This window comes from Bacteroidota bacterium, from assembly GCA_018266835.1.
Classification (GTDB): Bacteria; Bacteroidota; Ignavibacteria; order Tepidaquicellales; family Tepidaquicellaceae; genus JAFDZO01.
Genome location: JAFDZP010000005.1, coordinates 509,686 through 535,352 on the forward strand (window position 1 = coordinate 509,686; position 25,667 = coordinate 535,352).

Here is a 25,667-nt window from a genome sequence, read left to right on the forward strand (position 1 = left end):
TGGATTTCTGATTTTGACACGGATGTCAAAGCCGTGATATTTATGGGAGTGATGGCAGGCGATATTACACCTGCCTTAATAAGAGATACGGGATTTAATCTAAGACTTTACTTCACTAAAACCATTTTTTTTGTATCAATAAATTCCTGCGAGTGTATTGTGTAATAATAAACTCCGCTAGTCAGTTCAGATGCATTGAATTGTATTTTATAGCTTCCTTTTTGCTTATACTCATTTATTAAAACAGCAGACAGCTTTCCTGTTAAATCAAAAACTTTTATACTTACATTTCCGCTCTGTGGAACTGAAAACTCAATTGTGGTAACAGGATTAAAGGGATTAGGATAATTCTGCTTAAGCGTATAAGAAGTTGGCATCGCTTCAGAATTTTCTCCCGCAGATACAATTGTTGAAAGCGGTCTTCTCCATACACTGCTTGCATAAGTTGCCGCAAATAAATTTGTATTGGTAGCGCAAAGAACTGAAACGTAGGGAGCAGTTAATCCCTGGTCGTACTGAATCCAGTTAGCTCCGCTGTTAGAAGAATAAAAAACCCCTCCTCCGTTTGCCGCAATAAAAAGACTATCGCCGCGGACTGCAATTGTTCTTATATCTCTGTTAGAAATACTTCCGCTTACATCAGCCCATGAATCACCGTTGTTTGTTGTCATAAAAATTCCGTCAAAACTTGCAGCGAAAATTTTACTTGCAACATACTTTAAAGAGTAGATATAATAATTTGTAAGTCCCGAATTAATATCAACCCAGTTCTGCCCGTAATTTGTTGATCTGAAAATTCCTCCGCCCTGAGTGCCTGCAAAGAGAGTTCCGTTCTTGGATGTAAGAGTATTGATGTAAGGATTAAACAATCCTGTATTAGGCGGTGCAGTCCAGCTTGCGCCATTATTAGATGAGAAAAAAACAGAACCGCCGTAGCTTCCCGCTGCAAGTCTGTCACTCATTGTATGAATTACGCGGATATCAAGATTCGTAAGTCCCGCAGATGCCGGCAGCCAGTTTTCTCCTGCATTGGAAGAATAAAAAATTCCTGTATTGAACCCTGCCAGATATAGAAATCTATCATCTGCGCCAAGAGCAGATGTATAAAGATAATTAAGCCCGTTATTTTTTGTATTCCATGTAGAGCCGTTATCACTGCTCATATAAACGCCTGCGCCAAATGTAGCAGTGTAAATATTTCCTGAGTAAGAAATAATATCGCGGACATCGGTTACTCTTAAACCTGTATTGACTGGAGCCCAGCTTGCGCCGGCAGATGCTGAATAAAAAATTCCGCCCGCATGAGTTCCGCAGAATATCTGATTATTTTTTACCGCAAAGGAACGGATATCCTGATTATTGATTTGTGACTGCACCCAGCTTGCGCCGTTGTTCGATGAATAAAAAATTCCTATTCCCTGAAAACCCGCGAAGACAATTCCTGCAGTTGATGTAACTGTCAATGAATATGGGTAAGTAAGTCCGTTGTTTACTGAGCTCCAGCTATTGCCTGAATTAGTAGAACGGAAAATACCCTCGCCGTATGATGTTACAAAAATATTTGCGCCGTTTATTGTTATTGCCCTGATATCGATGCCAGCAAGTCCGGAGTTTATCATCTGCCAGCTTAAGCCGTCATTAGTTGAGCGGTAAATTCCTGAATCTCCGCTTGCAGCGTAAAGATTAGCGCCGTCGGATTTTATATCCCAAATTTTATTTATTAATGGTAAAGGACTCCATGTAAATCCGTTATTAGTAGATTTAAAAAGTCCGCCATTTGTACCTGCATAAAAATCTGTTCCTTTAAAAAATAATGTAAGAACACTTGGCTGAGTGAACCCGGTGATGACCTGGCTCCAAGATGCTCCGTCATTGGTAGATTGAAAAATTCCGCTTAAGTAAGTCCCTGCAAAGATGCTTGTGCCGTTTGATGCAAGCGACCAGATGTATAAATCTGTAAGTCCCGTATTTACGGCAGACCAGCTTGCGCCGTTATTTGTGGAGACATTGATACCTCCGCCCCATGAGCCCGCAAAAACTTTGGAGTCCTTTATAAGGAGCGCGTTTATAAAACCGCCTTCAGGACCGTTAGTCTGAATCCATTGAGAGTATAAAACTGTGTTTGAGAATAAAATTATTAAAGGAAGTGCGGTTAGGAGGAAAAATTTTTTCATAAAGCAGAAAAATTAAATTTCTTTTGAAAATTTAGTTTATGCCCGCTTTATTAAAAATACATTTTCACTAAAATATTTTTTTGTTTCAAGGGAAAAATGAGATTAGTGAAAATGACAAAAGATTTTTTACCTGTTCAATAAGTACATATACTGCACAGCAGAGAGGTATAGAAGGATGACCTGATTAAGAATGATAAAGCTTTTATCAGGATTTGGAACGTCTGTTAATTTTTTGAACATAAAAAAATACATTATCAGTATCAGCGGAGCAAATGCGCTGATAGGAAAGAACACAAGCACCCATTGCGATTTGTTCAGTTCAGGTATAAATCCGTACTGCAGATTAATATTAAACAGCAAAGCAATAATGTTTATTGCTAAGAATATTCTGTTGCTTATAAGCTTGCCTGTGAGTTTGTTTTGCATGAAAGTTTTCTAGTCATAGACCTGACAGGTTTTTAATCCTGTCAGGTCCTTTTTATATTTCTTTTACCTCCCCTGCCCCCCTACTTATAAAGGCGATTATATACTTGAGGATACCAAACCTAAATTCCTCCCTTGAGGGAGGTGGCTCGCGAAGCGAGACGGTGGGTGTTCGTTCAAACACCCCTCCCGACCTTCGGTCGGACTCCCCTTGAGGGGAGAATTGTAGTGTCACCAAGTATATAATTACCCTTATAAAGGAGGGGGAAGAGCATGTGAATCTATGTGAATGTCCTCCCCCTTAACAAGGGGGGTCACGTATGCTAGTAAATCCAGTTACTCGTTAAACCACCCCTACCCCCTCCTTGGTAAGGAGGGGAACATTCGATACTTAGACCTTATAAACTTTACAAACCTTATGAACTTTTAACCCGTTCAAGAACACTTTTCATATCCTCCGGCAACTCTGCTTCAAAGCGCATTTGTTCTTTTTTTATAGGATGAAAAAATCCGAGGACTCTTGCATGTAATGCCTGTCGGGGCATGATGTCCAGTAAATTTTTTATGCGTGATTTTAAATTCGATGTTGACTGAATACCCACAGCTTCCCTACCGCCGTACAATTCATCTCCGAATACGGGATGTTTCATATATGACATATGCACTCTTATCTGATGCGTGCGTCCCGTTTTCAAATTCAATTTTATTAAAGAAAGAAAATCATATTCTTCTAATACTTCATAATTTGTAATTGCATGCTTGCCAAGCGTTTCATCTTTTACTACCATGTATTTTTTTCTGTCGCGCCTGTCGTGGCCGATGCGTTCATCTATTGTGCCTTTTGGCTCTTTGAACTTTCCCCAGACGATTGCATTATACTCGCGCTCTATAGTATGATGGAAAAACTGCTCTCCGAGCTTTCTGTGAGTTACTTCATCTTTTGCTACGACAAGCAGTCCCGATGTATCTTTATCTAATCTATGAACAATTCCTGCCCGCTCGAATCCGTTAAGGCTTGAAAGCTTATCGTTTTTCTGCTGAGCGTAATACATCACTGCATTTACAAGAGTGCCGTTCCAGTTTTTGTAAGCGGGGTGAGTTACCATTCCCGCCGGCTTATTTATCACAAGTAAATATTCATCTTCGTATGCGATGTTGAGAGGAATGTTTTCGGGGAGGATATCACCGTGCTCATCAACCTGCAGCTCGATATCAATTTCATCTTCGGGCTTTACTATATAGTTGGATTTCACCAGCTCGCCGTTTACGGTGACCTGCCCTAAGTTAATTGCTTTCTGAACTTTTGTGCGCGAGGCGTTTTCTACAAATCCCGCAATGTATTTATCAATTCTCTGCTTAGTTGTTACATTCGGAACTACGAAGTTATAAAATTTTTCCATTAAAATAAAAAATCATTCAAAAAAATATTTCTGAAAATATGAAGCTAACTAATTAATTATTCGATGTCAGTCATATTATGACAGTCATTTTTTACAATTTACCCATGTAAAGTAACTGTAAAGTATAACTTTTTTTTAAATTTATTGCAACCTTTTTTTACAGATTCCGTCTATACAAGTAGATTAACAATTCACAAACAACTAAGGAGATACAAAATGAAACTCGTAAAATACTTATTGACTGTCGCAGTATTATTAACATTATCACTCAATATTTCAAAAGCAGACGGATTATATAACGGATCAAATAAAAACGATTTAGCATATCAATTCAAACAAGAAATAAAACAAATGATGGACCTTCCGGTCTATATAAAATTTGAAGAAAAGAATTTACACGGAACAGCAATAGCTTACATAACAGTAAAAGATAACGGTAAAATTGTACTTACAAACGTTGAAGGTGAAAACAAAGCATTGAATGCATTCGTTGCAAGCAAGATAGGTGAAATAAACGCATGGGTAAATACAGAATACGCAGGAAAGACATTCAGATATATCATCAACAATAAATAAGATTTCCCTTAATATATAAAACCCTCATTTAGTAATCTCCGTTACTAAAATGAAACGCGCCGGATATGAGAGAGTCCGGCGTTTTTTTTTGTACAAAATTGAATCACTGATTTTTATGATAGATATGATTGCAATGATTAATGGTATATAAAAGACTAACAATACAAACTCAACTCATTCCCAACGTCCTCGTTGGGAATGTATTTTCATAGTAAATTGCTGTTGGTCCAGTTTTTTACAGATAACCACCCCCTACCCTCCCGCAAGAAAACTGCGGGACAGGCTCTCCTTGAAAAGGAGGGGGGAAATAAATTTTTCTCTCCGTCCCAAACAGTTCGCCTTGGCGAATTGTTTGGGACGGAGAGCAACAGCGGCATCTCATAAATAATTTTTTCCGACCTGACAGGATTGAAAACCTGTCAGGTCTAACACTTTTCTCACTACTCAATACTTACTTAACAAGCACCATCTTCTTCACTTCTTTAAAATCTCCTGTCTCTAACGCATAATAATATGTTCCGCTGGAAAGATTTAATTCACCTGAATTAAACTCCGCTGAGTAACTCCCTGTAGTTTGATATTCATTTACTAAGCTTACAACTTCCCTTCCCATCACATCAAATATTTTTAAAGAAACATTTCCCGGATTTTTAATATCGTAATTTATTTTAGTAACAGGATTAAACGGATTAGGATAATTCTGATACAGCTTTATTTCATTGGGGATAATCGTTACGTTACCGATTATTTCTGTCACAGGAATTTCATCGCATAAAACCGTATTCTGAGAATTATGATATAGCGTATTATAAGTATTATATTTTTCAGTTAATGTTTTCCAGACTAATTTTCCTGATGCAAAATACGGCTGAAGCATTGTAAGTATCTGGCCAATCTTTGTAATGACCGTTGTATTCAGATTTCTGATATTAAACATAATATTCGCCGAGTAAAATTTTCCCGGATGTGCCTGAGCATAATTTATAGCGTACACAATAGTGTTATAAACAGGAGTCAGATTAGATGTATCTGCAATTACCGTTGAGCAGCCGTTACCGATTAGTGTAACGCGCTTTGTTGTATCATTGATATAAAAATTCGTAATGCTCGTGCTGTTCTTCGGCTTCCATGCGCCGTATGTGTTTAAGTCATTAGTATGTGAAGGCGTTCCGCCGCCCCAGATAACATTCGGATACCAGACCTGCGATAAAAAAGTCGTTCCGCGTAATCCCCTTTCATAAACCTGCCACGTTGTATCCAGCCACTCAAACCCGCCGACGTTTTTGGAACATGGAAAACCGAGCGAGTCTATCAGATGCGCAACATCTGCATAATTGTAATTGGATATTGTGCTTCCGGTATGATGATGGGCATCAACTTCAAATCCTTTATCTTCATAAAGCCACTTTAAAAGATTTTTTGAGTTGGTTGATGGAGTTCCATGGTCATACTTCAGCGCTCCTATAACAAATTTCCAGTCGGTCTGGAAATTCCATTTGCCTGAGTGCGCAGCAATTGTATCTGCCATTTTACGGCATAGCTCGCGATAAGATGTGTAAATTGTGGAGTCGCTGTAGTTCGGGTCATTCCCGCCTTCTTCGTTGTGGGAGTTTACGTGAAAGTAAATCGGGACTTGTGAAAAAGAAGTAACCGGGAAAATAAAAAGTAGAAGAACGTAAATGCAATGCTTCATGCTTTTAGGGTTATTTAAAAATGGGACAGTGAAGCTGTGAAAGGGTTTAATCAATTTCACATTCACTTCAAATTTATATTAAAGAAAAAACTACATTACTCTTGCCGGCAGGCTCGGGTCAAGGACTTTCCTGGCGCTCTCCGCTCCGCAGACGGGAAGACCTTTGGGATCAAGCAAGCCGACCTGAACTAATACTCCCGCCTGATCCCAGTAAATGTGCTCGTGAGAAATTTTCCCGTCTTTAAATCCTACTATTACTGCTACGACCATTTCAACATGCTTTCCTGTTGGAGCTACGCCCGGAAGCAGCCAGTCAATGGGGACTGTATGAGTAAAGCTTATATAAATCTCCTCCACAATCTGAGTATAACCAACAGTGCTGGATACGGTTTTCATTTCAACATCGGGCGGAAAAAATTTTCCGACAAGGTGATTCTCATAAAAATGCCTAACCCCTTCTCTTCCCACACCTCCGGCCATAACAGGGACATGATTTAAATGAGGATTATCGTTCATTGTTGCCATGGTTGTTTCAAGGTCGCCGTTCATTTCAGCTCCGACATGTTTTTGAAACAGCTCGACCATTTCCTGCTGCTGCTTTGTTAAGTTCTCAGCCATAATTTTTATAATTAAGTTTTTTAAATGTAAGGATAAAGAATTTGAAGTTATAGGGGCTAATGTAAGATTAGTTTTTTAAGTAACCACCCCCTTCCCTCCCGCAAGAAAACTGCGGGACAGGCTCTCCTTGAAAAGGAGGGGGATATTATTATAGTTATCTATTTGTCAGCAGACTCCACTCTGCCGCGAATGGCGGGATAAATTCCGCCGGAGAAGTAACAGAGGCAAGAGAAGAATTGTCCTTACCATTACCTGCACTTGATGCGTGAGGAAGTAAAAGGGGTTAATGTAAGATTAGTTTTTTTAGTAACCACCCCCTGCCCCCTCCTTGAAAAGGAGGGGGATATTATTATAGTTATCTATTTGTCAGCAGACTCTACTCTGCCGCGAATGGCGGGATAAATTCCGCCGGAGAAGCGAGAAGGATTGTCCTCACCATTAATAAGAGCTTGTCCTGCACTTGTTGCGGGAGGGAGTTTTAGGGGATTTATTGTAAGCTTGAGATTTTTATACGCTCGTTAAACCATTCCGCCTTGCGGACTTTGTGAACTAACCGCTACTTGGTAAGGAGAGGAATTTAACCATTCATTTCGATTCACAACATTTCAATTTATTTTAATCTCATTCCCAAACCCCTGTTTGGGAATGCACTCGATGCAAAACTATGAAAACAAAAACTCAAATTGAAATTGAATTTCACTCACTCTTTCCGTCCCAAACAGGGGTTTGGGACGGAGAATCAATCATCTGCCGCAGGTTTAAAGACTTGAAGCAGGTGAAGAATTTGAAAACAACTATAAATTAGATTAAGGATTAATCTATTTGTTTTGTCTCCGCCAAAGCCGGATAAACAATAAAGGCGGAAGTTTTTCTGTGTACAATAGCCTTGCGGACTTTGTGAACTAACCGCTACTTGGTAAGGAGAGGAATTTAACCATTCATTTCGATACACAACATTTCAATTTATTTTCATTGATAATTCCGATTACTTCTCCAATCTTACATTTCACTCATTCAGTCAATATAAAAAAAAATAATTTCCCTGCTAATAGGAAAAAACTAAAAACTGCATTTTAAATTTTTACCTGCATAGCTAAATTTAGAATTGCTCTTTTATTTTAAATTAGGTTTGGATAAGAAGTGTCTATTACTTAATAATCCGGAAATAAACATTAAAAAACAAAAAATGCTTTTATTGAAAAAACTACACTTTAGATGAAAACTTACGAGGGGGCGTAAATTCCGCTGTATATTAAATCAGTTATTTAAAGCGGTCAATACAGATTTTTAATATTGTGATTCGTAAAATAATTGAATAAATGTAATTCCGCAGAAAAAAATTTGAAACAATATAAAGATTTTTCAGGTTAACAAACACAGTCCCAAGTCATCACAAATAACTTAAGAAATAGCTTGATTTTAAGCGTATTAACTAATATATTTTTATACTAATTAAAATAAAACCGACTAAATGAATAAAAGCAAGAACCTCTTCCCTTGTGTTTACTTCATTTTTGTATGCATTTTAGCTTTTTCCTTTTCTCAATTTCTATCAGGCTGCGGAAGCTCCGAAGTTCCTGAAGTAACAGGTAAGGAAAGAGCTAAAGATTCAATTGATGTTTATACAAAATTAGAAGAAGCTTTTAAAAGTTACAAATCTGCCCTTGCGCACAATCAGGCATTCGAAGACTTAGACGCAAAAAACGCCTTCGATAACGCCGTAAAAATTCTCAATAAAGTTGATGCATCTGTATTAAACGAGCCGGTAAACTTCAGCTGGAAATCAGACTATGAAGAACTTGCTCAGGCAGTTGCAAGAGACTATATCGTTACACAATCCGGACTTAAAGAAGGCAATGCTGTTTTTAAACTTGCCGATAGAGTCGGAGTAAAATACGAAAAGATTAGCCAGTACAGCGAGAACGAATCAGATCCTCTTCCTGACGGAAAGGACGTTCCTTTAATAAAGAACGACGCCGTGCAGGAGTATATTGATTTCTTTTCAAAGACTGACCGCGGCAGAGCATTTATGGATAAAACTCTATACCGCTCGGGAAAATACTTCCCTATTATGAGAAAAATTTTGCGCAACAACAACGCTCCCGAAGAGCTGATTTATTTATCAGTTCAGGAATCCGGGCTTGACCCGAAAATTGTTTCACGTGCGGGAGCAGTCGGCTTGTGGCAGTTTATGCCTGCAACGGGATATGAGTTTGGATTGTATCAGGATCAGTTCAGAGACGACAGAAGAGATTTTGAAAAGGCAACGGAATCCGCCGCAAAATATTTAAAGAGCTTAAACAGAACTTTTGATGACTGGTATCTGGCATTTGCAGCTTACAATGCGGGTCCCGGAAGAATAAGCGGAGCAATAAAACGCTCGGGCTCAAAAGATTACTGGTCAGTGAGAGGTTATCTGCCCGGCGAAACAAAAAACTATGTTCCTTCTATTTTAGCCCTGTCATTTATTTTCAGAAATCCTGAGAGCTACGGCTTCAAAGCACCGGAGTACGGCAGAGCGATTTCATTCGACAGAGTTAACATAAAAGGAAATCTTACATTCGAGCAGATCGCAAAATTCTGCGATACTGATGTTGATGTTATAATGGAATTAAATCCGGAATTACTCAATGAAAGCTTACCGCAGTACGATGTTCCTTATCAGTTAAGAATACCTCATAAATCATACGATACATTTGCAGCTAATGTAAAGAAAGATAAAGATGCTTCAATAGTTTCGTGCGAGTTTGCGGGAAATGAAAAGAACAGCTTTGGGGAATCTATTACATCAGTTGAGTTCAGAGTTAAAGATTACGAAGTAAAAGATAAGAGAGCAATCGGCTCATCTGCATCAGGAAAAAAAGTTACGCATAAATGCGCAATGGGAGATGGACTGTTTACAGTTTCATCGAAGTACTCTGTATGTCCCGTGCATGTAAGAATGTGGAATGCAATAGACTACGGCAAGTACCCGGCAAAGGACCAGGAGCTGAGTATATACATGTCAGAATCCGATTACAATGCAATGTACGGCATTACTCCAACAAAAGATAACATAGTAGATAATACTCCTACTAAGACTGAAGAAAAGACAAAAACTCAGGTAACTGAAACAACGACATCTTCAACACCTGAAGATAATTCACCTGAGAATAGTTCGCCTGAAAGTGTTTCTCCTCCTGTTACAGAAGTCACAAAGATTGAGACACCTAAAGTTGAAACGAAAGTAAAGACTCCAAAGGTAGAGACAAAAGTAGAAACAAAAGTTAAAGAAAAGAAAGTAACAACTCCGAAGGAAAAATCGCAGACATACACAGTTAAAGAAGGCGACTACTTAAGCACGATTGCAAAAGAGTATGAAGTTGATATGAATGACATAAAGGAATGGAATAATTTAAAAGACGATAAGATATTAATCGGGCAGAAGTTGAAAATATATTCAGATGTGAAAATTGACCCGAAAAAAGAAGATGCAAAAAACAAAGGAGCAAAGACGCATACAGTCGAAGACGGCGAATACTTAACATTGATTGCAAAGAAGTATAAAGTTACGCTGGAAGAGCTCAGAGACTGGAATGATCTGGATGACGATGTAATTATTCCGGGTCAGGTACTTGTTGTAAAAGAACCTGTATCAACAAAAGAAACCAAGAACAAAACAACAGGTGTAAAGAAGAAAACATATAAAGTAAAGAAAGGCGACACTCTTGCATCGATTTCGGAAGAAACAGGGATATCAATAAAGGAACTGAAAAAATGGAACGGAATGAAGAAAGATACGGTAATGATTGGACAGGTATTGAATCTTTATGATGACAGCAAGAAAAAATAAAAAAAGTGTAATTTAGTAATTGAAAGTTTTGTGATATAACGGTATATTTGTAATTCGTTATTTGTGCTGGCATAGCTCAGCTGGTAGAGCAGCTGATTTGTAATCAGCAGGTCGGGGGTTCAAGTCCCTCTGCCAGCTCAAGATAAACCCCTCAAGAATTAACATCTTGAGGGGTTTTTTATTTTTTAAAAACTTACATGGCTGATAAGAATACTTGATGGTAGGCTCTGAAGTTTGTGCTGATGTTATAATATCATGTACGTTGAATTATAATTAATAGTTTAAAAACCCTGCAGCATTATTCACTGCAGAGTTTTCGTTCGAAATGAAAAATAATACTGATACGTACTATTTTATTTTGCCGGGTATTAAATTTGTTTTATTTCTTTTTATAAAGTAAATCATAACTCACCTGCCACTGCTTTCCGTCACTTGAAAATTCACCAAGCTGCCTCACTGTGCCGTCATCATTTTTGTAAAATGTAAGCCTTTGATATTGCTGCTTATTATTCTGGTCTTTGCCTTCCGCAATAAATGAAAGAGCATTGTTTTCAAACTTCCCTTTTTTAAATTCAGTAGTGTTACCGGAATCATCTACCCATGTCTGTTCCCAGTCACCCGTATTGCTATTAATTACATTAAAGCTCTTTCCTTTTCGTCCACCTGTATTTGTCCAGTTTTCCATAATGACACATTGGTTTAATATTTTTTCAATTTTACTTTCACCTGCTTTATTCCCGAATGTTGTATATACATTCCACTCTCCAACCCAGAATTCAAATTCTTTTAATCTTTCATTGTACTGGCACGGAAACTCCTGCCGTTTCATTTCTTCAATTACTGCAAGAAAATCTTTATCATTTTTTATAGAAGCAAAATCATCATCATTAATCGTTTGCTCAGATTCTGCATATCCCGCAGCAATAGATTTTCTCAGTGCTTCCAGTGATTTTTCTTTCATATTTTTTCTTGCGTATAAACATGAAAGATTGTACCACAGATTCGGGTGGTCACCTTTTGTTACAGCAGTTTGTAATGAAGTAAAGGCGTTATCAAAATCTTTTTTCTGAATGTAGGATGTAGTTAACCGCACCCAGGCATTTAAGTTCTTATCTTCTACAGAAACAATTTTTGAGTATGATTCAATTGCTTTATCCCAGTTTGAATTCACATAATACTCATTTGCCTGTTTTCTGAAATCAGCATCTATACCTGTCTGCGCGAATCCAATGTTGGCAAATAAAATTAAAAGGGAAGAGAGAATAATAAAACACTCGAGCTTCATTTATTTTATTTAATTAAATTTAGTTTTCTTGTTTCGGAATATCCGTTTGTTGAAAGTGTGTAAAAATAAATTCCACTGGCGAGCGAATAGCTGCTCGCATCCAATTCAGTTTCATAAATCCCTGGAGCATAGCTTCCTTTAATTAACTCGGTTACTTCGCGTCCGTTTATATCAAATACTTTGAGCGAAACTTCCGATGCCTTATTTATTGTAAATTGAATTCTTGTTGAAGGGTTAAACGGATTAGGATAATTCTGCTTCAATGAAATTGAATTCGGCACTTCAGTGGAAATTGTTTTAACATCAGATGTTAACGAGCTGCCTTCAGTCAGATTATAAAAATTATTTAATGAAACATTTGTAAAAGCCTGCTTCAGCCCGCTTGGCCAGAATACAATTAGCGAATCTATCTGCGCTGCATTTCCAAATCCAATATGAACATTAAGTGCATTCATTGAATTAAAACTATTGGCGGCATTTATTTCTCTTGTCTGCCACATAGTTGTTCCATTAATTGTCGCCTTTGCTTTAACTCTGGTTCCGAGTGCTGAACGGTTTGAAGTCGTTCCGGTACATTTTATGTTTACCCACTTGTTTGAGTTCTGATAAATGTTCTGATATAATCCTTTGAACTGTGTAACACCTGTAACAAAAATATCAAGCTTGCCATCTTTATTATAATCTCCCGCTGTCGCGCCAAAGTGCGGTCCGCCTCCCGTACAGATTGAAATCGTATCCAGATATGTAAAGGTTCCGTTACCGTTATTATGATAAAATTTATTTGCATTATTACCGTCTTTGGTCACGAAGCAATCCAGGTAGCCGTCATTATCAAAATCTCCCCAGAGATTTGTTAAATTTGAAGGACCGGCAGAAACAATATTCCCCACTTCTGCTTCCGTCATTTTTCGGTAATAGCCGTTACCTTCGTTACGATATAAATTATTTTTTACAGCATAGTTTGTCAAGAAGGCATCAAGGTCGCCATCGTTATCATAATCAATAAAATTCCAGACCTGCCCGTCAACCGGGTCACTGCCAATAATAGAAGTATCTATTCTTTGCAGGAAAGGATTCCCAGTTTCCTTCAGAAGATTTTTATAATTGTAATCACGGGCAAGAGTACCTGTAGCAGGACCACTACCTATAAATAAATCAATATCACCATCCTGATCGTAATCATACCAAGTAGGGCATGTATAAGGAGCATTCATCATAGTAAATTGTGTAGTGTCAATTTTAGTAAATGAACCGTCGCCGTTATTTTTCCAGAAGCGTGAAGGATGATTTACTATTCCGAATCCGTTTGCAGCAACGATTACTAAGTCAACAAATCCGTCGTTATTATAATCCCCCCATGAGCAGCCCCAGCCTGTGTTATAAGATGAATCTGCGATGGCACCTGTTGTAATTTTACTAAAAGTTCCGTTGCCGTTATTTTTATACAGAAAAGATTTAGGAGCAGTTGTGGATGTAACATAGCAATCAATAAATCCGTCATTGTTATAATCCGCCCAAGTTGTGCTGAGTGTAGAAGTGATTTCATCAAGAGCAGTCGGAAGTTTCGCAAAATTTCCGTTGCCAAGATTTTTATAAAGACTTCTGTTGCATACATATAAATCAAGCTTGCCGTCATTATCAATATCTACCCACGCAGTTCCCACATATGTCCCCGCTGTATGACCCGGGTCAGTTACAATCGGATTATTCGTATCAGTTACTTTCATAAAGGTCTGTCCTGACGAAATGTTGGAAATAAAAAAATAAAGGAGAGGAATTAAAATTTTAATTACAAGATTTACGGATGGTTTTTTCATTGACGTCTTTTTTTAGTTGTACAAAATTACAAATAAGATGAAGACGTTAACATCTCATATATGTATGGGTAGGATTAATATCACATTTTAGACCAGTTTTTCTTTAATTGCCTTTGCCACAGCTTCTGATTTTGAGTGGACGTGAAGCTTAGAATAAATATTTTTTATATGATGGCGGACTGTGCCGACTGTAATCTTTAGCTTGTAAGCTATTTCTTTATATGAGTTGCCGTTACATAGAGATTCGAGCACATCTTTTTCCCTATCAGTTAACAAAGTGCTTTCGCTTTCTTTAAATGAACCTAATACTTTTCTTGCAATACGCGGAGTCATAGGTGAACCGCCGTCATACACATCGGCAATTGCATGGAGAATTTTTTCTTCACTGGCGCTTTTATCGAGGTAGCCGACTGCTCCTTTCTTTAATGCATTAAAAATAGATTCCGATTCTTCATGTACTGTAAGCATGATGATATCACACTCGGGTAAAATATCTTTTATTTTTTTTATTCCTTCAATTCCGGATATTCCCGGAAGTTCTATATCAAGTAAAATTACATCAGGTTCACTCTTTCCGATTTCCTTTAACGCTGTTTCGCAATTCATAAAAGAGCCAACGCATTGGCAGGTACCCGAGCCGTTCAGCATTTGTTCAAGCTCAGTTCTTATTAACTTATCATCTTCTATCAAGGCGACTTTTAACATTACACAATTTTATTTGAATGAATAGAATATACTACATTATAAATTACAATTTTAGTTCCTCTTCCGATTGAAGAAATAATTTCCAAATTAAATCCAGCTTTCTTTGCCCGCTTCTGCATATTCAGTAAACCGTACCCCGAGTACTCTGTTTTATTTTCAAATCCTGTGCCGTCATCAATAATTTCAATTTTCAATCTTTCATCTTCATTAGAAACAGTGAACCGGATATTTTCTGCCTGAGAATATTTTAAAGCATTATTCATAGCTTCTTTTATTACAAACAGCATCTGACGTTTTACATCCATTTTGAGTTCAATTGATTTCCATTCCGGATTGTTTTCACTCTTATGATATTTTATATCTGAGTTTTCAAACAGTTCATCCGCAAAAAGATTTACACGGGTAATAAAATCATAGAGAGAATCCTCAGATGGATTCAGAGACCAAATCAAATCCCGCGCGCTCATACGCAGGCTGTTCGAGGTTTCAATAATATTGTTAACATCTTCACCGATTTCATTTGCAGAGCCGTTCATTCTTTTCAGAACTCTTCTGGAATACATTGAAATTCTTGTAAGCTTATGACCAAGCTCGTCATGATAATCTATTGATGCCTGTTCACGCCACTTTTCACGTTCTTCTTCTTTTGCATGTTCAATCTCTAATGCCAATTTAATATTTTTTTGTAACCTGTATCTGTACATTATGAAAATTACTGCAATGCCTAATATTGAAATAAAAATATAAAACCATAAAGTTCTCCAGAAAGGAGGACGAATGATTAGCAGCAAAGATTTCTCTTCACTCTTAACACCATCATAGTTTACTCCCCGGATTTTTAATTCGTAATCGCCGGGATTCAGATTAGAATAAAACACGTAATTTTTATTTCCCGCTGCAATCCAGTTATCATCAATGCCTTCAAGTCTATATTCATACAGATTTTTTGGGGTATTATTAAAATCCATCAAAGCAAAATCAACCTGCAAATTATTCTCTGTATAATTAAGTTCAATTTTTTGTAATCGGGATAAATCTAAATTTTCAATTTTATTTTCAGATGATTTATTGTTGACAGATTCATTATATATTTTCAGATTGGCAAATGAAATTACCGGCTTAGTTGTATCAGTTTTAAAATCATTGGGATTAAACATAACCAATCCCGTTCTGCTGCCCGCAAGAATAGTTCCCTGCTCTGTTTTAATTATAGCCCCTGGATTAAAAATACTATTATTTATTCCTTCAGAATAAAACTTAACAGTAGAATTTGATAAATTCATTCTTGCCAATCCGTTGTTTGTTCCCATCCACATGTAATTATTATAGATGAGAAGTGAATTGACAACTGAGTTTTGAATATTACTCTCTCTAATTAAACGAACTTTATTTTCTTTGAAATTAAAAATGTTAACTCCTCCCGCAGTTCCAAGATATAAATTGTTTTCATCTTTTTGCAGAATAGAATAAACATAATTATTGCTTAATGTATTTGTATCGTTGAGAATTTTAGCAAATCTGGTAAAATTATTTTTATCTTTGTTATATTTATTCAGTCCGGCATAGGTACCTGCCCAGATATTATTTCCATTATCTTTATAGAGTGATAAAATTATATTATCGCTCAAACTGCTTTTATTGTCCGGTTCGTTTCTATAGGCGAGAGTATCAAATGAAACAGGATTTATAAAATAAATTCCGTTTTGGGTTCCTGCTGTTATATTATTCCCATCTGAGATAAGTTTTGTAAAGGCAATTCCGGAGAAAAATAGTTTTTCTTCCTTGCTCCCCGTTATATTTATGATTCCGTTATCTGTGCCTAAGTACAGCTCATCACCATTTCTTACTATTGCATTAACCGATATATTTTTATTTTTTAAAATTACCTGAGATAATTTTTTACTTGTCTCTTCAAATTCAAATAAACCTGTATTACTTCCTATCCAAAGTATTCCCTTTCCATCATCACGTAAAAATGATTTCACGCTTCCCAGATTTGTCCCGTATAATGCTTCAGAAATACTTGTGAAATTTTCATTGCTGTTTACGATTTTATATAAGCAGTTTTCATAAGAGCTTACCCATATGCAATTCGATATATCACATATCATAGCAATGCTTTCAGAAGTCACTTTGCCTTCAGATGATAAAACTGTTTTTGAAAATTTTGATTGCTCAGAGTTGTACCGGTAAATATAATTGGCTGAAGTGAACAATAAGTTACCGTTCCTGTCCTCATCTATTACCTGCACGGTAGAGTTTCCTGTAGAGTTTGAAACGGTGGAATCAAATAATCTTTTATTAAATTTATATTGTCCTTTTTCTAAGTCTCCGGCTGTTAACATACAGACTCCGCGTTGTATCATTCCCAACCATAAATTTCCCTTCCTATCGCAGTAAAGTTCCCTTACAACATTTCCGTTTATTGAATCTTGTTCAATATTTCTTTTGAAATTATCAAACTTATTTCGTTCAGGATTTAATCTGAATAATCCTCCCATGTAACTGCCAATCCACAAATTATTTTGCTTATCTGATGTAAGAGACAGAATATAATTGCTCTTAGTATTCCCATTGAAATTACGATAAGTTGTAAATGTATTGTTTTCAAATTTGCTCAAACCGTTCTGAGTGCCAAACCATAGTACACCTTTCTTATCTTCTGTAATTGCCCAGACCGTATTATCACAAATGCTGTTTGAGTTTTCCTTATGAATAAAACGAATGAATGAAGAAGTTTTTGCATCGTAACGGCTCACTCCTCCTAGGTAGGTACCGAACCACATATATCCCCGGCTGTCTTCAAAAATGCTGATGACATCGTCGTTACCAATAGAAGTTGAATCGAATGGATTATAGCGGTATGAAATATAATTTACTCCGTCATATCTGTATAAACCGTACATAGTACCAAACCAGATAAATCCTTTGCTATCCTGATAAATTTTGAAAACTAAATTTGACGGGAAACCGCCGGCACTTTCAATTTTCTCAACTTTAAACTCATCAGCTTTAAGTTTCTGATTTAAACAAATGCAGATAAACAAAAGCACAGAATACAAAATTCTCATACTTAAATTTTCATAATTATCAATCAATAATCAATCTCATATTTATGAGATGATAATTAATATCCTGAAGTATAAAATTTGTACTCAGTATTCGGGTAATGTCATCCTATACCCCACACCCGATTCTGTAATAAAAATTTTTGGCTTAGTATGGTCAGCTTCAAATTTCTTTCTTAGCTGAGCTATATAAACACGAAGGTACTGAGTTTCATCGGAGAATGGCTTTCCCCAGACTTCTTTCAGTATATATTGGTGAGTTAAAACTTTTCCGGCATTGCGAATAAATAAAGTAAGAAGTGAAAATTCTGTTGTGGTAAGCTTTATTATCTCATCTTTATTCTTTACTGTCCGGGTGGAGAAATCAACTGAAATATCTCCGTTGGTAAAAACAGGATTCGTCTGCTCCGGCTGATAATATCTTAAGCTTGCCCTTATCCTTGCAAGAAGCTCTCCTATGTTAAAGGGCTTTGTTATATAATCATTTGCGCCCGAATCCAATGCAGAGATAATATCTTTCTCGGAATTCCTTACTGATAAAATTATAACGGGCACATCTGAAAACTCACGGATTTTTTTTAATACCAATAAACCGTCTTCATCAGGCAGACCTAAATCAAGAAGCACAATTGAAGGCTTGTGATTTATCAATTCCTGAATTCCTTTTTTCCCGTCTTCGGCATCAAATACAGAGTAGCCTGAATCCTCCAGTCCGATCTTCAGCAGACGTCTTATCTGTATCTCATCATCGATAACCAATATATTTTTTGGTATGCTCATTAGTTTAATGGAAGTTTTATTGTAAATTTCAAACCGCCTGTCTTCTTATTCTCAACTGATATAGTCCCCTTCATTGCTTCGACAATTCCTTTTGAAATTGAAAGCCCCAGTCCCGTACCGCCGGCAATTTTGTTATTCACTCTGTAAAATTTATCGAAAATATTCTGAATATCTTTATCCGGAATACCTTTACCGTTATCGGAAATCATTATGTATCCGAATTTTTCATCGTAAGAAGCCTGTACTTCAATTTTAGAATCTTCCTGCGTATATATCAATGCATTTTGAAAAAGATTTTTTATCACCTGCTCCATAAGTCCGAAATCAATTTTCATGAGCGGCATTTTTTCAGGTATTGATATGGTAATTTCATGTCGGCTTTGTTCACTGTCAAAATCTTTTAAAGCTGAATTTATCAAATCGGTTACTTCATACAAGTTAAAATTAGGAACAAGCTTACCTGACTCAAGTCTTGCCATATCAAGTAAATTTTCAACCAGTCTGTTTAATCTTAACGACGCAGTATGAATCTCATTACATAACTGCACTCTTATCTCTTCACTGTTTTCAGATTTGATATTAAGCAGCAGATTAGATGAACCCATTATAGCAGCAATAGGAGTTTTCAACTCATGTGATAAACTGTCAAACAGTGTTTTGTAAAGTTTTTCTGATTCTTCAAGTACTAAAGTCTTATTCGCCTTCTGATTCAGAAATTCTCTTTCCACTGCTCCCGCAATCTGATTCATAAAATTATCAATTAGAGTTTCATGCTCATGATAAAAATTTTCGTTTTGGATTTTTAGTCCGGCAACTCCATAAGTACCTCTTTGGTTTTTTAGTGGATAATAGACATATTCTGCAGAGGTAAGTGAATCCGTAAATCTTCCTGCTCTTTTCCCGTTAGAATAAATCCACTGGGCGACGCTTAGTTCTTTCTCTGAAATTATTTCTGTCCCGTTAACTACAAATTGTTTAACATCGTTTGATTTTTCATCAGTTATAAATATCACTACATCACATTCAAAAACTTTCTTCAAATTTTTTATTGAGTAGTTTATTACCTCTTCCAGATTATTCGCCTGTGATAAATCATTTGCAAGATTGTACAGGGCAACTGCTCTTTCTTCTCTCTGCCTGACCGAGCGTTCCCTTTGTCTTATCCTTGTAGTAAGAACTCCTGTTACATAAGCTACAATAAAGAACATAATAAACGTGAGTATGTCTTCAGTTCTGCTTATGTTTAATGTAAAATGAGGAGGGACAAAAAAGAAATTCCATATAAGCGGACTTAAAACTGCTGCTAATAAAACGGGACCGGGTCCCAGTATCAGCGGCATTAAACAAACTATAAATAAAAATATGAGTGCAATAGTCTGATATCCTAAAAAGGAACTAAAGATATAACATATTGCTGCAGTAACAAAAACAATCGATGTTGAAAGAAGATACTTTGAAAACCCCGATTCCGCTTCAGGTAATGTAAATAATTTTTTCTTTTCATCAACAACACTATCACCGGAAGCTATATAAACATCTATCTTTCCGCTTTCATTTATTAATCGGCTGACAATATCTTTACTGAATAATCTGTGAAAGAAATTTTCATGATGAGATTTTCCAATAACTATATGTGATACGTTCTCCCTTTTTGCAATTCTTAATAATCCGTTTACAACATCAACATCTACCGTGGAAATTACCTCAGCACCAAGTTCCTTCGCAAGCTCTATATTTTTGTTTAAAGATTTTTTTTCTTCCTCGGTTAAAGTTTTCGGAGTTTCTACATTAACGGCAATCCAGCTTGCCTCCATAGTATAAGCTATGCGACGAGCCCATCTTACTAAATCAATTGAGTTAGGACTTGCACTTATCCCTATTAAGATTCTCTGTGTAGATTTCCATGGACCGGCAATTTTATTCTCCTGCATGTAATGCCTTACCTGCTTATCAACTCTGTCAGCAGTAAGTCTTAATGCAAGCTCTCTGAGCGCGCTGAGGTTTCCCTTCCTAAAAAAATTATTTACTGCATCCTGAGTTTTATCTGCAGTGTAAACTTTTCCGTCAGCAAGTCTCTGCAATAATTCATCAGGAGAAATGTCTACAAGCTCTATTTCGTCAGCCGCCTCAAGAATAGAATCCGGGACTTTTTCTTTTATGATAATTCCCGTTATCTGGCTTACAGTATCTGCCAGACTTTCAAGATGCTGCACATTCAATGCAGTGAATACATCTATGCCGTTATCGAGAAGCTCAAGTACATCTAAATATCTTTTTTTATGTCTGCTGCCGGGAGCGTTTGTGTGGGCAAGTTCATCTACAACTACAAGCTTAGGCTTTCGCTTTAAGATTTCATCAATATCCATCTCTTCAAGCTCAAAGCCTTTGTACTGTATTTTTTTGCGGTCTAACTGCGGTAAGTGAAAGAGAAGAAATTCTGTATCTGAGCGTTTATGCGTTTCAACATAGCCGATTAAAACATCAACCTTACGCCCGTATGCCATGCTTGCATCCTGCAGCATTGCAAATGTCTTACCGACACCTGCACTCATCCCCAGGTAAATTTTCAGCTTACCTTTTTTTTCTTTCTGCTCTGAAGTTTTTATCTGAGCAAGAAGTTCATCGGGATTTGGTCTGGATGCATCTTCCATATCTACAATTTATCTAACTCAATATTTAATTTAAGGACATTAATTCTGACTTCTCCTAAAAATCCAAGCTGAGGGGCTTCAGTTAGTTTTTTTACAAGTTCAGTTAGTTTTGCTTTTTTGTTTGAGTCAAATCCTCTTGCTTTAACAATTCTATCAATCTGCAAATTTGCATTTTCTAAACTTATATGCGGATCAATTCCGCTGCCCGAAGCAAATATTGCATCGGAAGGAACATTCGTATTTGCCGGTAAGCCGTTATAATCTATATATGCCTTTCTTAATGAATCAACTCTTTGCTGTAATACTAAGCTTATCGGTCCAAGGTTGCTTCCTGATGAAGGCATAGGCTGGTAGCAGATTGCTGATGGTCGTGAGTGAAAATAAATTGTGCTGTCAAATGTCTGACCGATTAATTCTGAACCGATAACTTTACCGTCTTTACTTATTAAACTTCCGTTTGCCTGGTTTTGAAAAGCAGCTTTTCCTATTCCAAAAATTAACAACGGATATAACACTCCCGTAATAATCGTTAATATTAGAACTGCCTTTAATGATATAATAAATGTTTTCATTTCAAATCTTTTAAAAAAATTAAACTAATTTTATAGCTGTGATAAGTAAATCAATTAACTTTATGCCTACAAATGGAATTATCAATCCGCCCAATCCGTAAATTAAAATATTTCTTTTCAATACACTCGCTGCGCCTAACGGTCTGTACTTCACTCCTCTCAATGCCAATGGAATCAAAAGAATAATTATAATTGCATTAAATATAACTGCGCTGAGTATTGCACTCTGTGGTGATTCAAGCTTCATAATATTTAAGGCATCAAGAGGTCCGACTCCCCCGCCGACTGCATACAAAATCGAAAACAATGCAGGAAGAATTGCAAAATATTTTGCAACGTCGTTGGCAATACTAAACGTGGTAAGCGAGCCGCGCGTCATTAATAACTGCTTTCCGACTTCAACTACTTCAATAAGTTTTGTTGGATTGCTGTCTAAGTCAACCATGTTCCCTGCTTCTCTTGCGGCCTGAGTACCTGAATTCATTGCTATACCAACATCTGCCTGTGCAAGTGCGGGAGCGTCATTTGTACCGTCACCAATCATTCCTATCAAATGTCCGCCCGCCTGTTCATCACGGATTCTTTTTAATTTATCCTCAGGTTTTGCTTCTGCGAGAAAATCATCAACACCTGCTTCCGCTGCAATAGCTGCTGCCGTTAAAGGATTATCACCTGTTATCATCACGGTTTTAATACCCATTTTTCTCAACTGAGCAAAGCGTTCTTTTATTCCGCCTTTGACAATATCTTTCAGTCTGATTACACCAAGCACTTTATTATTTTCAGATACAACTAAAGGAGTAGCGCCGTCCTTTGCAATATTCTGTACGATGTTTTTTACATCACCGCTATAAATTCCGTTTACTCCTGTAATATATTTTTCGATTGCATCTGCTGCGCCTTTTCTTATTTCTCTCTTATTATCTCCATCCTTAAAATCTATTCCGCTCATTCTTGTTTCTGCTGAGAATAAAATAAAGTTAACATGCTCCGGAATCATTTCCTTTGAGTGAAGATTGAACTGCTCTTTTGCTAATTTAATTATTGAGCGACCTTCAGGTGTTTCATCGGATATAGAAGAAAGCATTGCTGCCTCTGCAAGTGTTTCTGCTTTCACCCCGGGAGCAGGAATAAATTCCGTTGCCATTCTGTTTCCTAAAGTAATTGTTCCTGTTTTATCCAGTAATAAAACGTCTAAGTCACCGGCTGCTTCAACTGCCCTACCGCTTGTTGCAATTACATTACGTTTAACTAATCTATCCATGCCGCTGATTCCAATTGCACTTAAAAGTCCTCCGATTGTAGTTGGTATAAGGCAAACCAATAATGATACAAGGACTGTTACAGATAAATTATTTTGCTCGCCTAATCCTGATGCTGCTAAACTGTATGAGAAAAATGACGGCAACGTTGCAACTGCGAATAAGAAAACAATTGTAAGCCCTGCAAGTAAAATTGTTAATGCTATTTCATTCGGAGTCTTCTGTCTCTTCGCGCCTTCTATTAATAAAATTAATTTATCCATGAAAGTATTTCCGGGCTCGGCAGTTATTCTTATGACGATTCTATCACTTATAACTTTTGTGCCGCCGGTAACTGCGCTTCTGTCACCACCGCTCTCGCGGATTACCGGAGCAGATTCACCTGTGATTGCAGATTCATCCACGCTTGCAACTCCGTCAATAACTTCTCCGTCCATTGGTATAATGTCATGAGCTTCACAAATTACGATGTCACCTTTTTTCAAATCACCTGCATCGACAACTTCTTCTGTGCCATCTTTTTTTTCATCCTTTAGTCTTCTTGCTGTTGTAAATTTTCTTGCTTTGCGTAAAGTATCTGCCTGAGCTTTTCCTCTTCCTTCTGCAACTGCCTCTGCAAAATTTGCAAAGAGTACTGTGAACCAGAGCCATATAGAAATTTGCAGATTGAATAATGAAAACTGTGATGAAAGAACAAGCGACGTAAATATTGCTCCTATCTCTACAATAAACATCACAGGATTTTTATACAGCACTGCAGGATTTAGTTTTTTGAATGCATCAAATATTGCCTGCTTAATTATTACTCCGTTAAAAGTTTTATTGTTATCCATATAATTTAAAAAGCTATTCCCGTTTTCATTAATAAATGTTCCACTATAGGTCCTAAGCTAAGAGCCGGGAAAAATGTTAATCCGCCAACTATCAGAATCACACTAATGAGTAAAATTGCAAATACGTAATTATCAGTGGAAAATGTTCCGGCGCTTTCAGGTGATTTGTTTTTCTTTACAAGATTTCCTGCGATTACCATTACGGGAACTATTACTCCAAACCTTCCTACAATCATCGCAAGTCCTAACGCAAGATTATAAAAAACTGTGTTTGCATTCAGACCTGCAAACGCGCTTCCATTATTTCCCGAAGCCGAAGTAAATGCATAGAGGATTTCTGAGAATCCGTGCGCTCCGCTATTTGCCAGACTGGAGAGTCCTATATTAGATACCGAACCAATTGCTGAAAATATTAATATCATTGCGCTTGGGAGTAACACTGCGACTACACTCATTTTTATATCAAGTGATTCAATTTTTTTACCGAGATATTCCGGTGTGCGGCCAACCATAAGTCCTGCAATGAATACAGTGAGCAAAACAAATATCAGCATTCCGTATAAACCCGAACCAACTCCGCCAAAAATAATTTCACCGAGCATAATGTTTATCATAGCGACCATTCCTGCTAATGGTGATAGGCTGCTATGCATAGCATTTACTGAACCGTTAGATGCGGCCGTAGTTGCAGTTGACCATATTACACTATTTGTAATTCCGAAGCGTAATTCTTTTCCTTCGAGATTTGAAGCTGTTTGCAGTATAGGGTTATAAATATTTTCTGATATTAACGAACCTGCAAGTCCCATTAGAAAAAGTATCATCATTACAGTGAATAAAATCCATCCCTGTTTTTTAGAGCCTGTCATAAGACCGAAAGTATAAGTAAGCGCAGCAGGAATTAGTAATATCGCAAGCATCTCAAGCATGTTTGATAGAGGTGTAGGATTTTCAAATGGATGCGTACTGTTTGTATTAAAAAATCCTCCGCCGTTCGTACCTAATTGCTTGATTGCAATTTGTGACGCAGCCGGACCTTCCGGGATTGTCTGCTCCGCTCCTTCTATTGTTTTAATTTTTTCATAGGGAGAAAACGATTGAACTACGCCTTGCCCCATTAAAACAACAGAAAGCAAAATTGATAACGGCAATAGAACATATACCGTGGAGCGGACCATATCGACCCAGAAATTCCCAAGCTTATCACTAAGTTTAAAAGTAATCCCTCTCGCCAAAGCGAGCAGTACAGAAATGCCCGTTGCTGCACTCAGGAAATTTTGCACCCCTAACCCAAGCATTTGTGTAGCATAACTCATTGTAGTTTCACCGCCGTATGACTGCCAGTTCGTGTTAGTCGTAAAGCTGATTGCTGTGTTCAGCGCAAGGTGGAAAGGTACGCTTGATAATCCTTCAGGATTGAAAGGCAGCCATTGCTGAACAAGCTGAAGTAAAAGCACGAAAAGAAATCCGGCGAAATTAAAAGTAAGAACTGCGAAGAGATATTTCTTCCAGTTCATTTCTTCGTCCGGATTTATTTTGAAAAATTTATATAAATACTGTTCAAGCTTTCCGAAAACCGGAGTTAAGAAATTTCTCTTTCCGGAAAAAACACTAAACATAAATTTCCCCAGTAAAGGAGTAATTGCGGTAATTGCTAAAATGTAAGATATTACCTGAATATAATCTAAAGTTTTCATATGCTAAAATTTTTCAGGTTTGAAAATTACGTACACTAAATAAACCAGCAGTAAAGCTACTAAAATTAATCCTGCAAAATATTGCCATTCCATAATAATTGTTTTTGTTATACAAAATTACTTTTACTAATGTAAGTAAAAAATAAAATGTTGAGGCGGAAGTATAAAAATTTTATAAAGAAATAGAAGGGATTATATATAAAGGACTAAACGACGGAAGAAGATTTTTACATTCAATATAATTGGAGCATATATTGGAAGTGCTGAAATGACACAGAATC

At 36.9% G+C, this 25,667-nt stretch carries 17 protein-coding genes and 1 tRNA gene; 3 read left to right on the forward strand and 15 right to left on the reverse strand.

Annotated features, from left to right (window positions below; all coding sequences use genetic code 11):
* Nucleotides 1-107: 107 nt before the first annotated feature.
* The 3 genes from JST55_14965 to JST55_14975 form a co-directional block, all read right to left on the reverse strand.
* A complete protein-coding gene (locus tag JST55_14965; GenBank protein MBS1494814.1) occupies nucleotides 108-2,174 on the reverse strand; it encodes a T9SS type A sorting domain-containing protein in 2,067 nt (688 codons plus the stop codon).
* Nucleotides 2,175-2,300: 126 nt separating this feature from the next.
* Nucleotides 2,301-2,600: a hypothetical protein gene (locus JST55_14970; protein ID MBS1494815.1), complete on the reverse strand. Its 300-nt coding sequence runs from the start codon at nucleotides 2,598-2,600 to the stop codon at nucleotides 2,301-2,303.
* 413 nt (nucleotides 2,601-3,013) lie between these two features.
* Nucleotides 3,014-3,997, reverse strand: coding sequence for an RluA family pseudouridine synthase (locus JST55_14975; protein ID MBS1494816.1), 984 nt, complete (start codon nucleotides 3,995-3,997; stop codon nucleotides 3,014-3,016).
* Between the two features lie 216 nt (nucleotides 3,998-4,213).
* On the opposite strand from JST55_14975, the gene JST55_14980 reads away from it, so the two are divergent.
* A complete protein-coding gene (locus tag JST55_14980) occupies nucleotides 4,214-4,573 on the forward strand; it encodes a hypothetical protein (GenBank protein ID MBS1494817.1) in 360 nt (119 codons plus the stop codon).
* A gap of 451 nt (nucleotides 4,574-5,024) precedes the next feature.
* Here the strand turns inward: JST55_14980 and JST55_14985 are convergent, their stop codons facing one another.
* Entirely contained in the window at nucleotides 5,025-6,266 is a 1,242-nt protein-coding gene (locus JST55_14985) for a T9SS type A sorting domain-containing protein (GenBank protein MBS1494818.1), read from the reverse strand.
* A 90-nt stretch (nucleotides 6,267-6,356) separates the two neighbouring features.
* A complete protein-coding gene (locus JST55_14990) occupies nucleotides 6,357-6,884 on the reverse strand; it encodes a nuclear transport factor 2 family protein (GenBank protein MBS1494819.1) in 528 nt (175 codons plus the stop codon).
* Nucleotides 6,885-8,355: 1,471 nt separating this feature from the next.
* On the opposite strand from JST55_14990, the gene JST55_14995 reads away from it, so the two are divergent.
* Both JST55_14995 and JST55_15000 read left to right on the forward strand, forming a co-directional pair.
* A complete protein-coding gene (locus JST55_14995; GenBank protein ID MBS1494820.1) occupies nucleotides 8,356-10,716 on the forward strand; it encodes a LysM peptidoglycan-binding domain-containing protein in 2,361 nt (786 codons plus the stop codon).
* 65 nt (nucleotides 10,717-10,781) lie between these two features.
* Nucleotides 10,782-10,854: transfer RNA gene (locus tag JST55_15000), tRNA-Thr, on the forward strand.
* A 241-nt stretch (nucleotides 10,855-11,095) separates the two neighbouring features.
* On the opposite strand, the gene JST55_15005 is transcribed toward JST55_15000, so the two are convergent.
* The 10 genes from JST55_15005 to kdpF all read right to left on the reverse strand — a co-directional run bounded on the left by JST55_15005 (nucleotide 11,096) and on the right by kdpF (nucleotide 25,479).
* Nucleotides 11,096-12,001 (reverse strand): hypothetical protein, encoded by a 906-nt coding sequence (locus JST55_15005; protein MBS1494821.1) that lies wholly within the window; start codon nucleotides 11,999-12,001, stop codon nucleotides 11,096-11,098.
* A gap of 5 nt (nucleotides 12,002-12,006) precedes the next feature.
* Nucleotides 12,007-13,818 carry a VCBS repeat-containing protein gene (locus tag JST55_15010; protein ID MBS1494822.1) on the reverse strand — a complete coding sequence of 604 codons (1,812 nt, stop codon included), beginning with the start codon at nucleotides 13,816-13,818 and terminating at the stop codon, nucleotides 12,007-12,009.
* An 87-nt stretch (nucleotides 13,819-13,905) separates the two neighbouring features.
* The gene (locus tag JST55_15015; protein ID MBS1494823.1) at nucleotides 13,906-14,523 is read right to left on the reverse strand and encodes a response regulator transcription factor; all 618 of its coding nucleotides are present in this window, start codon (nucleotides 14,521-14,523) and stop codon (nucleotides 13,906-13,908) included.
* Nucleotides 14,523-17,594, reverse strand: a complete 3,072-nt coding sequence (locus tag JST55_15020) for a hypothetical protein (GenBank protein ID MBS1494824.1) — start codon at nucleotides 17,592-17,594, stop codon at nucleotides 14,523-14,525. The genes JST55_15015 and JST55_15020 overlap by 1 nt, the downstream gene beginning before the upstream one ends.
* An 84-nt stretch (nucleotides 17,595-17,678) precedes the next feature.
* Nucleotides 17,679-18,371 (reverse strand): response regulator, encoded by a 693-nt coding sequence (locus tag JST55_15025; protein ID MBS1494825.1) that lies wholly within the window; start codon nucleotides 18,369-18,371, stop codon nucleotides 17,679-17,681.
* Nucleotides 18,371-21,022: a sensor histidine kinase KdpD gene (locus JST55_15030; GenBank protein MBS1494826.1), complete on the reverse strand. Its 2,652-nt coding sequence runs from the start codon at nucleotides 21,020-21,022 to the stop codon at nucleotides 18,371-18,373. Before JST55_15030 ends, JST55_15025 begins: the two co-directional genes overlap by 1 nt.
* 2 nt (nucleotides 21,023-21,024) lie before the next feature.
* Nucleotides 21,025-21,594: a potassium-transporting ATPase subunit KdpC gene (gene kdpC, locus JST55_15035; GenBank protein ID MBS1494827.1), complete on the reverse strand. Its 570-nt coding sequence runs from the start codon at nucleotides 21,592-21,594 to the stop codon at nucleotides 21,025-21,027.
* Between the two features lie 19 nt (nucleotides 21,595-21,613).
* Nucleotides 21,614-23,689 carry a potassium-transporting ATPase subunit KdpB gene (gene kdpB / locus JST55_15040; protein MBS1494828.1) on the reverse strand — a complete coding sequence of 692 codons (2,076 nt, stop codon included), beginning with the start codon at nucleotides 23,687-23,689 and terminating at the stop codon, nucleotides 21,614-21,616.
* A gap of 5 nt (nucleotides 23,690-23,694) precedes the next feature.
* On the reverse strand, nucleotides 23,695-25,386 hold the full coding sequence (gene kdpA, locus JST55_15045) for a potassium-transporting ATPase subunit KdpA (GenBank protein MBS1494829.1): 1,692 nt from the start codon (nucleotides 25,384-25,386) through the stop codon (nucleotides 23,695-23,697).
* A gap of 3 nt (nucleotides 25,387-25,389) precedes the next feature.
* The gene (gene kdpF / locus JST55_15050) at nucleotides 25,390-25,479 is read right to left on the reverse strand and encodes a K(+)-transporting ATPase subunit F (protein MBS1494830.1); all 90 of its coding nucleotides are present in this window, start codon (nucleotides 25,477-25,479) and stop codon (nucleotides 25,390-25,392) included.
* Between the last annotated feature and the right edge of the window lie 188 nt (nucleotides 25,480-25,667).